Source organism: Actinomadura rupiterrae, from assembly GCF_024172125.1.
GTDB lineage: Bacteria > Actinomycetota > Actinomycetes > Streptosporangiales > Streptosporangiaceae > Spirillospora > Spirillospora rupiterrae.
In genome coordinates this window covers 98,818-112,308 of record NZ_JAMZEA010000009.1, presented here as the reverse complement: position 1 = coordinate 112,308, position 13,491 = coordinate 98,818, and the positions used below count along the sequence as shown (strand labels likewise).

The window sequence follows — 13,491 nt, the reverse complement described above, 5'->3', positions numbered from 1 at the left end:
AGCAATGTCCCCAGGCCGGGGCGCACCCTCCTAGCGCTCTTCGTGGTCCTGGCAGCCCTCACCGGCGTGATGTTCATGCAGGGGAAGGGCACCCCCAAGCTGGGGCTCGACCTCGCGGGCGGGACGACCGTCACGCTGACGGCGAAGACCGAGAACGGCAAGAACCCGCCGTCGTCCCAGATGGACCAGGCCGTCAAGATCATGACGCAGCGGGTCAACGGGCTCGGCGTCTCCGACGCCGAGGTCGCCAAGCAGGGCGGCAACAACATCGTGGTGAACCTGCCCGGGCAGGGCCAGGGCAAGGCGGCCGAGACCATCGGGTCCACCGCCAAGCTCCAGTTCCGGCAGGTGTTCGCCGAGGCCAGCGGGCTGCCGCAGAAGGCCCCGGCGACCACGCCGTCCCCGACGCCGACCGGGTCGGGCAAGCCGACCGGCAAGGCGACGATCCCGGGCACCGGCGCGAGCCCGTCCGGCACGCCGTCGAGCACGGCCAAGCCGACCGACTCGTCCACGCCGCGCGGCCGCGCGCTGTCGAAGGCGCTGACGGCCCCGACGCCGTCCGGTTCCCCGTCGGCCAAGCCGACCGGGTCGACCACGCCGAAGCCGTCGGGCACCCCGACGCCGCAGACGCCGGTCGCGCCGGACGGCAACGACTTCGCCGGGGTGGACGACAAGGCCGCCATCGCCGAGTTCGAGAAGGCGGTCTGCAGCCCGGGCGGCGGCCCGACCCTCAACGGTTCGGACGACGTGAACCGCAAGTGGGTCGTCTCGTGCGACGACAAGTCCGAGAAGGGGCGCGTCACCAAGTACCTGCTCGGCCCGGTGCGGGTCGTCGGCGAGGACGTCAAGTCCGCCAACGCGATGCCGCCGGACACCTCGCAGGGCCAGTCGAGCTGGTCGGTGAACATCGGCTTCAACGGCCGCGGCGGCAACCAGTTCGCCCAGGTCACGACCGAGGCGTACAAGGCCTACCAGGCCAACCCGTCGTCCCCGCAGGCGCAGGTCGCGATCGTGCTGGACGGCAAGGTCGTGTCCGCGCCGTCCATCAACCAGGGCGCGATCACCGGCGGCAGCGCCCGGATCGACGGCCCGGCCGACAGCTTCAACCAGACCTACGCCGACGACCTGGCGAACAAGCTCAAGTACGGCGCGCTGCCGCTGAAGTTCACCCCGAGCTCGACCGACGAGGTGTCCTCCACGCTGGGCAACGACCAGCTGCGCGGCGGCCTGATCGCGGGCGGCATCGGCCTGGCGCTGGTCGTGTTCTACTGCATGCTCTACTACCAGGGCCTCGGCCTGGTCGCGGTCGGCTCGCTGGCGATCGCCTCCTGGACGACCTACGTCTCGGTGGTGATCCTCGGTGAGAACATGGGCTTCCGGCTCAGCCTCGCGCACATCATCGGCCTGATCGTCTCGATCGGCATCACCGCGGACTCGTTCATCGTCTACTTCGAACGGATCCGCGACGAGCTGCGGCAGGGCAGGGCCCTGCGGCCGTCGGTCGAGGTCGCCTGGAAGCGCGCGCGGCGTACCATCCTGGTGGCGGACGCGGTGACCTTCATCGCGGCGGTCGTGCTGTACTTCCTCGCCGTCGGCGGCGTCGCGGGCTTCGCGTTCGCGATGGGCCTCACCACGCTGATCGACGTCGTGGTGGTGTTCTTCTTCACCAAGCCGCTGATGTCGGTGCTCAGCCGCACCGAGTTCTTCGGCAGGGGGCACAAGTTCTCCGGCCTGGACGCCGCGCGGCTGCGCCGCTCGGCGCAGTCCCGGTCCGCCGGTACCGCCCGCCCGACGAACCAGGAGGCCTGATCATGGGACTGCGCGCGGTCATCTCCCGGATCTACCGGGGCGAGATCAGTGCCGACATCGTCGGCAAGCCGAGGCTCTGGTACTCCATCTCCGGCCTGCTGATCGTGTTCTCCGTCGCCGGGCTGCTCATCCAGGGCCTGAACTTCGGCGTGGAGTTCAAGGGCGGCTCGGTCTTCACCATCAACAAGGCCAAGAGCGCCTCGATCGAGGACGTGCGCGGCGCGGTCAACGGCGTCGCGGGCATCCACGACCCGATCGTGCAGAAGGCCGGTGACGCCTGGCGCGTGACCACCAGGAGCCTGGAGCCGAAGCAGGTCGCCGAGGTCAAGCAGGACGCCTCGAAGAAGCTGAACGTCTCCGAGAACGACATCAGCACGCAGGTCGTCGGCGCGTCCTGGGGCGGTGAGATCACCAAGAAGGCGTGGCAGGCGCTCATCGTCTTCATGATCCTGATCATCGGCTACCTGGCGGTCGCGTTCGAGTGGCGGATGGCGGTCGCCGCGATGGTGGCGCTGCTGCACGACCTGATCATCACGGCCGGCATCTACGCCTGGTCGGGCTTCGAGGTCACGCCGGCGACGCTGCTGGGCTTCCTGACCATCCTCGGCTACTCGCTGTACGACGCGGTCGTGGTGTTCGACATGATCAAGGAGGTCACCCGGCCGCTGAACTCCAAATCGAAGATCACCTACAGCGAGGCCGCGAACCAGGCGCTGTCCAGCACCCTGGTCCGGTCGCTGAACACCTCGCTGGTGGCGATCCTGCCGGTGGCGGCGATCCTGTTCATCGGCACCACGGTGTTCGGCGCGGGCACGCTGAAGGACCTGTCGCTCGCGCTGTTCGTCGGCATGATCGTCGGTACCTACTCCTCGATCTGCGTGGCGACGCCGCTGCTGGTCCAGCTCAAGGAGCGCGAGCCGCGCTTCCGCGAGCTGCGCAGGAACATCGCCGAGCGGGAGAAGAGCCCGAAGCGCCAGGCGAAGGCGGCCAAGCAGGCGATCGCCACCTCCGAGGACGACGACACCCCGCCGTCCGACACGCCCCCGTCCGGCAAGACCGCGTCGGACGGCGGGCAGAGCGAGGCGCCCGCAGGTGTGACGCTGAAGGTCGTGCAGCAGGGGCCGCGCCAGCAGCCCAAGCGCGGCACCCGGCAGCAGCGCCGCGGCGGCAAGTAGCCGGACGCGCCGGTCGCGCCGGCCGGACGCCGCTGTGGCGGAAGGCCGGCGCCGCGGCAAGTAGGCTGCTGGAACGACCTGCTCGAACGAGCACGACGGCCGTGTCCGTCCCCCCGGTTCTCCGGGAGGGCGGCGCGGCCGTCGCATTGCCCGGGGCCGGCCGCCTCCGCCAGGGCGGCCCCGGCCCCGGACCCGCCCGAAGAACCCCAAGAGGAGACCCGTGGACCTCGACAAGCTGATCCAGGACCGGATCCGCGACGTGCCCGACTACCCCAAGCCCGGCGTGGTGTTCAAGGACATCACCCCGCTGCTGGCCGACCACGTCGCGTTCGCCGGGGTGGTGGACACGGTGGTCAACCACTACGGCCGCGGCACCGTCGACAAGATCGTCGGGATCGAGGCGCGCGGCTTCATCCTGGCCGCGCCGGTGGCCTACCACATGGGCGCGGGCTTCGTCCCGGTGCGCAAGAAGGGCAAGCTGCCCTCGGCGACGTTCGAGCAGAGCTACGAGCTGGAGTACGGCTCGGAGACGATCGAGATGCACACCGACGCGTTCCGGCCGGGGGAGCGGGTGCTGATCGTGGACGACGTGCTCGCGACCGGCGGAACCGCCCGCGCGGCGGCGCAGTTGATGCGGCGCGGCGGCGGCGAGGTGGTCGGCCTGTCGGTGCTGATGGAGCTGTCGTTCCTGGACGGCCGCGACAAGCTGGACGGCCTGGACGTGCACGCCCTGGTGACCGTCTGACACCGAACCCCCACCGGAACGTGTGGAATGTCCGGTCCCTCGAGAATGTTCTACTGATCACGCGCCCGAGATCGGGGATTCGGCCGGGTGCGAAAAGGGGGCCGGATACACTGTCCGGATCAGGGGACCGGCGGGGACGGGCGCGCCCGCCCGGCAACCGGGGAGATCGCGCCCGCACGGCTTCGAGGAGGCTGGGTGCCCGGTGAGGTGGTATCGACCGACGCGGTGACCGGCACGCGGACGGACGCGGAGCAGCGTCCTGCCGCGCCGGACGGGACCGCCGTGCGCGCTTCCGCCGCGTCCGCCAAGGGCGCGCCCGCGCAGTCCGGCGCCCGCGTGCCCGCCGACCCGGTCCCTGCCGACCCGGTGCCCGCCGACTCCGCGGCCACCCCTCCCGCCAAAGGCCAGGCGACTCCCGCCAGAACCGGCGCGACGCCCCCACCCGAAGGCCCGAAGCCGTCCGAGCCCGCCGCGGCGGGCTCCGGACAGGCCCCGATCCCACCGTCAGCGGCCAGGGTGCGGCGCAGGCTCGCCCGGCTCGGATCCCAGCGCGGACCAGCCATGAACCCGGTACTCGAACCACTCATCAAGACGGTCCGCAACACCCATCCCAAGGCGGACCTGCGGCAGATCGAGCGCGCCTACGACGTGGCCGCGCACTACCACCGCGACCAGAAGCGCAAGAGCGGCGACCCGTACATCACCCATCCGCTCGCCGTCGCGACGATCCTCGCCGAGCTCGGCATGAACACCGAGACGCTGTGCGCGGCCCTGCTGCACGACACCGTCGAGGACACCGAGTACGCCCTGGAGGAGCTGCGCTCGGACTTCGGCGACGAGATCGCCGCCCTCGTCGACGGCGTGACCAAGCTCGACAAGGTCAAGTACGGCGACGCGGCCGAGGCCGAGACCGTCCGCAAGATGGTCGTCGCGATGTCCCGGGACATCCGGGTCCTGGTGATCAAGCTGGCCGACCGGCTGCACAACATGCGCACGCTGCGCTACATGCCGCGGCACAAGCAGGAGAAGAAGGCCCGCGAGACGCTGGAGGTCTTCGCCCCGCTGGCGCACCGGCTCGGCATGAACACGCTGAAGTGGGAGCTGGAGGACCTCTCGTTCGCCACGCTCTACCCCAAGCGGTTCGACGAGATCGCCCGGCTGGTGTCCGAGCGCGCGCCGCGCCGCGACGTCTTCCTCCAGGAAGTGATCGAGGCGGTCTCCGGCGACCTGCGCGAGGCCAAGATCAAGGCGACCGTGGTCGGCCGCCCCAAGCACTACTACTCGATCTACCAGAAGATGATCGCCCGGGACGTGGACTTCGACAAGATCTACGACCTGGTCGGCATCCGGATCCTGGTGGACACCGTCCGCGACTGCTACGCGGCGCTCGGCACCATCCACGCGCGGTGGAACCCGGTCCCCGGCCGGTTCAAGGACTACATCGCGATGCCGAAGTTCAACATGTACCAGTCGCTGCACACCAGCGTGATCGGCCCCGAGGGCAAGCCGGTCGAGCTGCAGATCCGCACCTGGGGCATGCACCGCCGGGCCGAGTACGGCGTCGCCGCGCACTGGAAATACAAGGAGGAGACGGTCGGCGGCCGCAAGGCGGCCGACATGCAGTGGCTGCGGCAGCTGCTCGACTGGCAGAAGGAGACCGCCGACCCGGCCGAGTTCCTGGAGTCGCTGCGGTTCGACCTGTCGGTGTCGGAGGTGTTCGTCTTCACCCCGAAGGGCGACGTGATCGCGCTGCCGCAGGGCGCGACACCGGTCGACTTCGCCTACGCGGTGCACACCGAGGTCGGGCACCGCACGATCGGCGCCCGGGTGAACGGCCGGCTCGTCCCGCTGGAGTCGGTGCTGGACAACGGCGACACCGTCGAGATCTTCACCAGCAAGGCGCCGGACGCCGGGCCGTCCCGGGACTGGCTGAACTTCGTCAAGTCGCCGCGCGCCCGCAACAAGATCAAGCACTGGTTCTCCAAGGAGCGCCGGGACACCGCGATCGAGTCCGGCAAGGACTCCATCGCCCGCGCGATGCGCAAGCAGAACATGCCGCTGCAGCGGATGATGTCGGGCGAGGCGCTGCTCGTGCTCGCCCGCGACCTGCGCTATCCCGACATCTCGTCGCTGTACGCGGCGGTCGGCGAGGGCCACATCTCCGCGCAGAGCGTCGTGCAGAAGCTCGTGGAGGCGCTCGGCGGCGTCGAGTCCGCCGAGGAGGACCTCGCCGAGATCGCGCTGCCGACGCGGCGCAAGCGCACCCGTCCCGCCGGCGACCCGGGTGTCGTCGTCGCCGGCGACCCGGACGTGTGGGTGCGGCTCTCGCGATGTTGCACCCCGGTCCCGGGCGACGACATCGTCGGGTTCGTGACCCGCGGCCACGGCGTGTCGGTGCACCGCGCCGACTGCGTGAACGTCGCCCAGCTCAAGGAGCAGCCGGACCGGCTCATCGACGTCCGCTGGTCGCCCGGCGAGGACTCGGTGTTCCTGGTCGCGATCCAGGTCGAGGCGCTCGACCGGCCGCGGCTGCTGTCGGACGTGACACGCGTCCTGTCCGACCAGCACGTGAACATCCTGTCGGCGTCGGTCACCACCACCCGCGACCGGGTCGCGGTCAGCCGCTTCACCTTCGAGATGGGCGACCCGAAGCATCTCGGGCACGTGCTGAAGGCCGTCCGGTCCATCGACGGCGTGTACGACGTCTACCGCGTCACCAGCGGCACCAACCGCTGACCACTGCGGAGACGGCGCGAATCTGGCAAGCGAAAGGGCCGGTCCGAGAGTCGGACCGGCCCTTGCTCATGCCCGGGTGATCAGGCTTCGGCGCCCTCGGTCTCGTCCTCGTCCTCGGGGACGAAGTCGATCCCGGCCTCGGCGCGCTGCTCCGGCGTGATCTGCGTCGGCGCGGCGGTCAGCGGGTCGTAGCCGGACGCGGCCTTCGGGAAGGCGATCACGTCGCGGATGGACGACTCGCCCGCCAGCAGCATGGCCATCCGGTCCCAGCCGAACGCGATCCCGCCGTGCGGCGGCGGGCCGAACTTGAACGCCTCCAGCAGGAAGCCGAACTTCGACTCGGCCTCCTGCTTGGACAGGCCCAGCACGTCGAACACCTTCTGCTGCATCTCGGCCTGGTGGATGCGGATCGAGCCGCCGCCGATCTCGTTGCCGTTGCAGACGATGTCGTAGGCGTTGGCGAGCACCGCGCCCGGGTCCGACACGAGGCGGTCGGCGTGCTCGGGCTTCGGAGCGGTGAACGGGTGGTGCACCGAGGTCCAGCCGATCCGCTCGCCCTTGTCGTCCTCGACGGCCTCGAACACCGGTGCGTCGACGACCCAGCAGAACGCCCAGGCGTCCTCGTCGATCAAGCCCTTGCGGCGGCCGATCTCCAGCCGGGCCGCGCCGAGCAGCTCGCGGGTCGCGTGCGGGCGGCCCGCGCCGAAGAAGACCGCGTCGCCGGGCTCGGCGCCGACCTTGGCCGCCAGGCCCGCCTTCTCCTCGTCGGACAGGTTCTTGGCGACCGGGCCGCCGAGCGTGCCGTCCTCCTGGACGAGGACGTAGGCCAGGCCGCGCGCGCCGCGCTGCTTCGCCCAGTCCTGCCAGCCGTCCAGCTCCTTGCGGGTCTGGGCGGCGCCGCCCGGCATGACGACCGCACCGACGTACGGCGCCTGGAACACCCGGAAGGAGGTGTTCGCGAAGTACTCGGTCATGTCGGTCAGTTCGAGCGCGAACCGCAGGTCCGGCTTGTCCGAGCCGTAGCGGGCCATCGCGTCGGCGTAGGTGATGTGCGGGATGTCGCCGATCTCGTGCCCGGCGATGTCGCGCCACAGCCGGCGGACGAGGTCCTCGGCGACGGTCAGCACGTCGGACTGCTCCACGAACGACATCTCGATGTCGATCTGCGTGAACTCCGGCTGCCGGTCGGCGCGGAAGTCCTCGTCGCGGTAGCAGCGCGCGATCTGGAAGTACCGCTCGACGCCGCCGACCATGAGCAGCTGCTTGAACAGCTGCGGCGACTGCGGCAGCGCGTACCAGTGGCCCGGCCGCAGCCGCGCCGGGACCAGGAAGTCGCGGGCGCCCTCGGGGGTGGAGCGGGTCAGCGTCGGGGTCTCGACGTTGACGAAGCCGTGCTCGCGCATCACCTCGTTGATGATGTAGGAGCCCTGCGAGCGGATCCGGATGTCGCGGCCGACGTTCTCGCGGCGCAGGTCGAGGTACCGGTACTTGAGCCGGACCTCCTCGTTGACGTTGACGTCGCCCTCGATCGGGAACGGCAGCGGCGCGGACTCGCTCAGCACCTCGATCTCGTCCGCGGCGACCTCGATCGCGCCGGTGGGCAGCTCGGGGTTCTCGTTGCCCGCGGGCCGGATCCGGACCTCGCCCGTGATCTTGACGCAGTACTCCGACCGCAGGTCGTGCGCGGTGTCCTCCTCGCGGAAGACGACCTGGGCGGTGCCGGAGGCGTCCCGCAGGTCGATGAAGGTGACGCCGCCGTGGTCGCGGCGTCGCGCCACCCATCCGGCCAGCGTCACCCGCTGGCCGGCGTGCTCCGCGCGGAGCGTCCCGGCCTCGTGCGAGCGGATCATCGTGAAAGCCTTTCCTTCAACGTCGAAGTGGTGTCGGCGAGCGCGACGGGGGTCTGCTCCCCGGACGAGAGGTCCTTGAGCTGGACGACCCCGCCCTCGATATCTCGCTCGCCCAGGATCAGCGCGAACCGCGCCCCCGACCGGTCGGCGTCCTTCATGGCGCCCTTCAGCCGCTTGCCCCCGAACGCCATGTCGGCGGCGATCCCGGCCTCGCGCAGCGCGGCGACCAGGTCGAAGACGGTCCGCTCGGCCGCCTCGCCCAGCGGCACCGCGAACACCTCGCAGCGCGGCTTGGCGGTGAACTCGGCGCCCTCGGCCTCCAGCGCGAGGATCGTGCGGTCCAGCCCGAGGCCGAAGCCGATGCCGGGCAGCTCGGGGCCGCCGATGTCCTCCGACAGGCCGTCGTAGCGCCCGCCGCCGCCGATGCCGGACTGCGCGCCCAGCAGCGGGTGGTCGAACTCGAAGGTGGTGCGGGTGTAGTAGTCCAGCCCGCGCACCAGGGTCGGGGTGTCCTCGTAGCCGATGCCGAGGTCGGTGAGCAGCTCGCGGACGCGGTCGTGGTAGGCCTTGCAGTCGCCGCACAGGTGGTCGGCCATCAGCGGGGCGTCCTTGAGCTGCTCCCGGACGGCCGGGCGCTTGTCGTCCAGCACCCGCAGCGGGTTGATCTCGATGCGCTCGCGGGTCGCCTCGTCCAGGTCCAGTCCGCGCAGGAACTCCTGCAGCAGGGCCCGGTAGGCCGGACGGCACTGCTTGCAGCCGAGCGAGTTCAGCAGCAGCCGCATCCGGGTCAGGCCCAGTGTGCGGTACCAGCCCGCCGCGATCGCGATCACCTCGGCGTCGACGGCCGGGTCCTCGCTGCCGATCGCCTCCAGGTCGAGCTGGTAGAACTGCCGGTAGCGGCCCTGCTGGGGCCGCTCGGCGCGGAACGCGGGGCCGCTCGTCCACACCTTGACCGGCAGCGCGCCCTGCTTGTGCAGGTTGTGCTCCAGGACGGCGCGCAGCACCCCGGCGGTGAACTCCGGACGCAGCGTCAGGGACCGCCCGCCGCGGTCGGTGAAGGTGTACATCTCCTTGGAGACCACGTCGGTGGACTCCCCGACGCCCCGCTTGAACAGGTTGGTGTCCTCGAAGACGGCCATCTCCAGGTAGCCGTAGCCGGCCAGCCGGGCGCGCTCGGCGAACGCCTCGCGCACGGCGTAGAAGAGGTCCGCCCGGGGCGGCACGTACTCGCTGATGCCCTTGGGGGCCTGGAAGCTCGAACTCATGTCTGTGGGTCAGAATCCCTTGTGCGGGCCGTCGGTCGGCTTCAAATCCGACAAGAAAGGATTGGTCGCGCGCTCACGGCCGATGGTGGTCTGCGGTCCGTGGCCGGGCAGGACGGCCGTCTCGTCGGGCCGGGTCAGGCACACCCGCGCGAGGCTGTCCAGGATCTGCTCGTAGGAGCCGCCCGGCAGGTCGGTGCGTCCGATCGAGCCGGCGAACAGCAGGTCCCCGCTGAACATCACCTCGGGGACCTCGTCCACGGCCGGCGTCCGGAAGGTCACCGACCCGCCGGTATGGCCGGGGGCGTGGTCGACGGTGATCTCCAGGCCCGCCAGCTCCAGCGTCGCGCCGTCCGACAGCTCCCGGACGTCGTCCGGCTCCGACAGCGTCAGGCCGCCGAGGAACTGCTGCTTGGTGGCCAGCGACAGGCCCTTGCCCGGGTCGGTCAGCAGGTCGCGGTCGTCCGGGTGGACGAACGCGGGCACGTCCTTGGCGCCGCAGACGGGCGCGACCGACCACACGTGGTCGATGTGGCCGTGCGTGAGCAGCACCGCGACCGGCTTCAGCCGGTGCTCGCGCAGGATCTCGTCGATCCCGGCCTCGGCGTCCTGGCCGGGGTCGATGATCACGCACTCCTCGCCCGCGGCGGGCGCCACGACGTAGCAGTTCGCGGCGAACGACCCGGCGGGGAACCCGGCGAAGAGCACGGTCGTCCTTCCTGTGAGTTCGCTGAGTGTGCGGTGGGCGCGGGGCGCCCGTGCGACGTCCGCTTCCGGACGGCGCCGCGGGTCCGGCGCGTTCGCCGGTTCCGGCCCGCCACCGCCGCACACGCGGTGGTACGAGGGTACCGGCGCGGCAGGTCCCGCCGCGAACGAGATCCCGCGATCGCCGTGTCGGGGGCTCCGGCGCCCGGCGGGGGCGGCCCGGGGGGCGGATCCGGGGGCCAAGGACCGCCCCGGTACCGCTACTATGCGCTGCACGTTCACCTGATCACACATCCGACGATTCCGAGGGGCAGGCCACGTGGCGGCGAAGGACCGCAAGAAGCAGCTCGCGCGGCAGCGCTACGAGCGCCAGCAGGCGCGCCGGCAGGCCGAGGAGGCCCGTGCCCGGACCCTGAAGATCGTCGGGGCGGCGGTGGCGGCCGTGGTCGTCATCGGCGGCGGCACGGCGGCGGCCCTGGTGCTGGGCAAGGACGACAAGAAGAAGCCCGCCAAGCCCGAGGCGCAGGCCACCCAGTCCAAGGCCAAGCCCGGCGAGTGCGCCTACAACGCCTCGCAGGACCAGGGCGCCCTGAAGGACGGCTCGAAGCCGCCCGCCAAGCCCGCCTACAACGGGCCGGTGAAGGCGACGATCAAGACGTCCCAGGGCGACATCGGGCTCACCCTGGACGGCGCGAAGGCGCCCTGCGCCACCAACTCCTTCGCGTTCCTGGCGAGCAAGAAGTTCTGGGCCGGCAGCCACTGCCACCGGCTGTCCACCAGCGCGGGCCTGCAGATGCTCCAGTGCGGCGACCCGACCGGCACCGGCCAGGGCGGCCCCGGCTACAAGTTCGCCAACGAGAACACCGCGGGCGCCAAGTACGACGCCGGTACCCTCGCCATGGCCAACGCCGGGCCGGACACCAACGGCAGCCAGTTCTTCCTGGTGTACGGCAACTCCCAGCTCTCCCCGGACTACACGGTGCTGGGCAAGATCACCTCGGGCCTGGACGTGCTGCAGGCGGTCGCCAAGGGCGGGATCGCCAAGGCGGGCGACGACGGCACCGGCGAGCCCAAGAAGCGGGTGACGATCGAGGACGTCGCGATCGCCGGGAAATAGGGGATCGGGATACTAAGGTGTGGAGGGTCCGATGAGTGTGAACACGACCGCGCACTCGGGCGCGCACGCGATCGGACCCGCGATTCAGGAGGCAAGGGTGTCCAGCGCGACCGATCCCTGGGGCCGGGTGGACGAGGACGGCACGGTCTACGTGCGGACCGCTGACGGCGAACGCGTCGTCGGGTCCTGGCAGGCCGGCGCTCCGGAGGAGGCCCTCGGCTACTTCCGCCGCAAGTACGACGCTCTCGCGACCGAGATCGGCCTGCTGGAGCAGCGGGTGCGGACCACCGACCTGCAGCCGCAGCAGGCGCAGCAGAGCATCGCGCGGCTGCGCGAGCAGGTCACCGACGCGCACGCCGTCGGCGACCTGGACGCCCTGGTGCGCCGCCTGGACGCGCTGGACGGCCTGGTCGGCAAGCGCCGCGAGGAGGTCAAGGCGCAGCGCGAGCACGCCCGGCACGAGGCCAAGGAGATCAAGGAGCGGATCGTCGCCGAGGCCGAGCGGATCGCGGCCGAGGAGACGCACTGGAAGAACGGCGGCGAGCGGCTCCGCCAGCTGGTCGAGGAGTGGAAGGGCGCCGAGCGCGTCGACCGCCCCACCGAGACCGCGCTGTGGAAGCGGCTGTCGGCCGCCCGCAACGCCTTCACCAAGCGCCGCAAGGCCTACTTCGCCACCCTGGACGACCAGCGCGAGGACGCCCGCCGCGAGAAGGACCGGCTGGTCGCCGAGGCCGAGGCGATGTCCGGCTCGACCGACTGGACCGAGACCGCCGCCGCCTACCGCGACCTGATGCGCCGCTGGAAGCTCGCCGGCCGCGCCGCCCGGGACGCCGAGGAGGAGCTGTGGGCCCGGTTCAAGGGCGCGCAGGACGTCTTCTTCCAGGCCCGCAGCGCCGCGTTCGCCGAGCGCGACGCCGAGCTGCGGGTGAACGCCGAGGAGAAGGAGCGCATCCTCGCCGAGGCCGAGAAGCTGCTCCCGCTCACCGACGTGCGGGCGGCCCGGCAGGCGCTGCGCGGCATCCAGGAGCGCTGGGAGGCCGCCGGGATGGTCCCGCGCGACATGCGCGACCGGCTGGAGGGGCGGCTCCGCAAGATCGAGGAGACCGTCCGGACGGCCGAGGAGTCGGAGTGGCGGCGCACCAACCCCGAGGCGCGCGCCCGCGCCGAGGCGACGGTGAACCAGCTCCGGTCCTCGATCGAGCAGCTGGAGAAGCGGCTGGAGAAGGCCCGCGCGTCCGGCCGCGAGAAGGACGTCCGGGACGCCGAGGAGGCCCTGGCCGCCCGCCGCGCGTGGCTGTCGGAGGCCGAGCGCACCCTCGCGGAGTTCTCCTGACCGCGTTCTGATCAAGAGAGCCGAGCCCGGTGGCCGTGTGGCGGTCACCAGGCTCGCGCGCGTCCGGAGGTCAGGGGCGCTGCAGGCCGTCGGGGCTGCGGCCGAGGAAGGACAGCAGGCGGGTCTGCTCGCCGGCACCGGGCGGCGCGGTCAGCGGCGGGCCGAGGTGCCCTGCCGCGCGCATCGGTGTGGCGATCACCCGGGCGGTCGCGAAGGCGTGGTGCACCAGGTCCGGGTCCAGGCGGCACGGCTGCCCGGTGGCGACCGCCAGGTCCCAGGTGTGGACGAGCGGCTCCAGGATGTATCCGGCGAGGTAGTCGCCCAGCGGGACCTCCCCGAGCGGGCCCAGCGGGACGGGACGGGCGAGCGCCTCGCCGGTCAGCGCCGCCGCGCACTCCTTGCGGGCGTAGCGCCAGGCGAGCAGCACGTCGCCCGGGCAGAACCGCTCGGGACCGGTGTTCACGTCCGGCCGGTCCGCGCCGGTGGCGAGCGACCTGATCATGTGCTGGCCGCCGATGACGTGCCCGGCGACCTGCCGGGCGGTCCAGCCCGCGCAGGGTGAGGGCGCGGCCCAGGCGTCCGGGGTGACCGCGCCGGCCACGTGCTCGAACAGGTCCAGCGCCCGTTCGTAGCCGCCGAGGCGCCGGTCCGCGGTGTCCGGCACGCGTTCTGGCCCGCGCTCCCGGCCGTGCTCGCCGCCTGTGCCGCCGCTCGCCGCGCTGCCCGCCATGCCGCCCAGTCACCCGCGATCGGCGGGCG

Annotated in this window: 10 protein-coding genes; 6 read left to right on the top strand and 4 right to left on the bottom strand. The window is 71.6% G+C overall.

The genetic code is table 11. The annotated features are described in order from the left end of the window. Positions 1-42: 42 nt before the first annotated feature. The 4 genes from secD (at position 43) to FHU30_RS30695 (ending at position 6,465) form a co-directional block, all read left to right on the top strand. A complete protein-coding gene (secD, locus tag FHU30_RS30710; RefSeq protein WP_308211429.1) occupies positions 43-1,809 on the top strand; it encodes a protein translocase subunit SecD in 1,767 nt (588 codons plus the stop codon). Positions 1,810-1,811: 2 nt separating this feature from the next. Further along, on the top strand, positions 1,812-2,984 hold the full coding sequence (secF, locus tag FHU30_RS30705) for a protein translocase subunit SecF (protein WP_253880456.1): 1,173 nt from the start codon (positions 1,812-1,814) through the stop codon (positions 2,982-2,984). A gap of 220 nt (positions 2,985-3,204) precedes the next feature. Beyond that, entirely contained in the window at positions 3,205-3,729 is a 525-nt protein-coding gene (locus FHU30_RS30700) for an adenine phosphoribosyltransferase (protein ID WP_253880455.1), read from the top strand. 561 nt (positions 3,730-4,290) lie between these two features. Next, a complete protein-coding gene (locus tag FHU30_RS30695; protein ID WP_253880886.1) occupies positions 4,291-6,465 on the top strand; it encodes a RelA/SpoT family protein in 2,175 nt (724 codons plus the stop codon). An 80-nt stretch (positions 6,466-6,545) separates the two neighbouring features. Here the strand turns inward: FHU30_RS30695 and aspS are convergent, their stop codons facing one another. From aspS to FHU30_RS30680, 3 genes are read right to left on the bottom strand one after another with little or no spacing between them, the layout of a single operon-like run. Next, positions 6,546-8,315 (bottom strand): aspartate--tRNA ligase, encoded by a 1,770-nt coding sequence (gene aspS, locus FHU30_RS30690; RefSeq protein ID WP_253880454.1) that lies wholly within the window; start codon positions 8,313-8,315, stop codon positions 6,546-6,548. After that, the gene (gene hisS, locus FHU30_RS30685; RefSeq protein WP_253880453.1) at positions 8,312-9,580 is read right to left on the bottom strand and encodes a histidine--tRNA ligase; all 1,269 of its coding nucleotides are present in this window, start codon (positions 9,578-9,580) and stop codon (positions 8,312-8,314) included. Before hisS ends, aspS begins: the two co-directional genes overlap by 4 nt. A 9-nt stretch (positions 9,581-9,589) precedes the next feature. Further along, positions 9,590-10,285, bottom strand: coding sequence for an MBL fold metallo-hydrolase (locus FHU30_RS30680; RefSeq protein ID WP_253880452.1), 696 nt, complete (start codon positions 10,283-10,285; stop codon positions 9,590-9,592). A 316-nt stretch (positions 10,286-10,601) separates the two neighbouring features. On the opposite strand from FHU30_RS30680, the gene FHU30_RS30675 reads away from it, so the two are divergent. Together FHU30_RS30675 and FHU30_RS30670 are read left to right on the top strand one after the other, a co-directional pair. After that, positions 10,602-11,399: a peptidylprolyl isomerase gene (locus FHU30_RS30675; protein WP_253880451.1), complete on the top strand. Its 798-nt coding sequence runs from the start codon at positions 10,602-10,604 to the stop codon at positions 11,397-11,399. A gap of 31 nt (positions 11,400-11,430) precedes the next feature. Next, complete coding sequence (locus FHU30_RS30670) at positions 11,431-12,732, top strand: DUF349 domain-containing protein (RefSeq protein ID WP_253880450.1); 1,302 nt, start codon at positions 11,431-11,433, stop codon at positions 12,730-12,732. Positions 12,733-12,802: 70 nt separating this feature from the next. Here the strand turns inward: FHU30_RS30670 and FHU30_RS30665 are convergent, their stop codons facing one another. After that, positions 12,803-13,462 carry a TIGR03086 family metal-binding protein gene (locus FHU30_RS30665; RefSeq protein ID WP_253880449.1) on the bottom strand — a complete coding sequence of 220 codons (660 nt, stop codon included), beginning with the start codon at positions 13,460-13,462 and terminating at the stop codon, positions 12,803-12,805. Between the last annotated feature and the right edge of the window lie 29 nt (positions 13,463-13,491).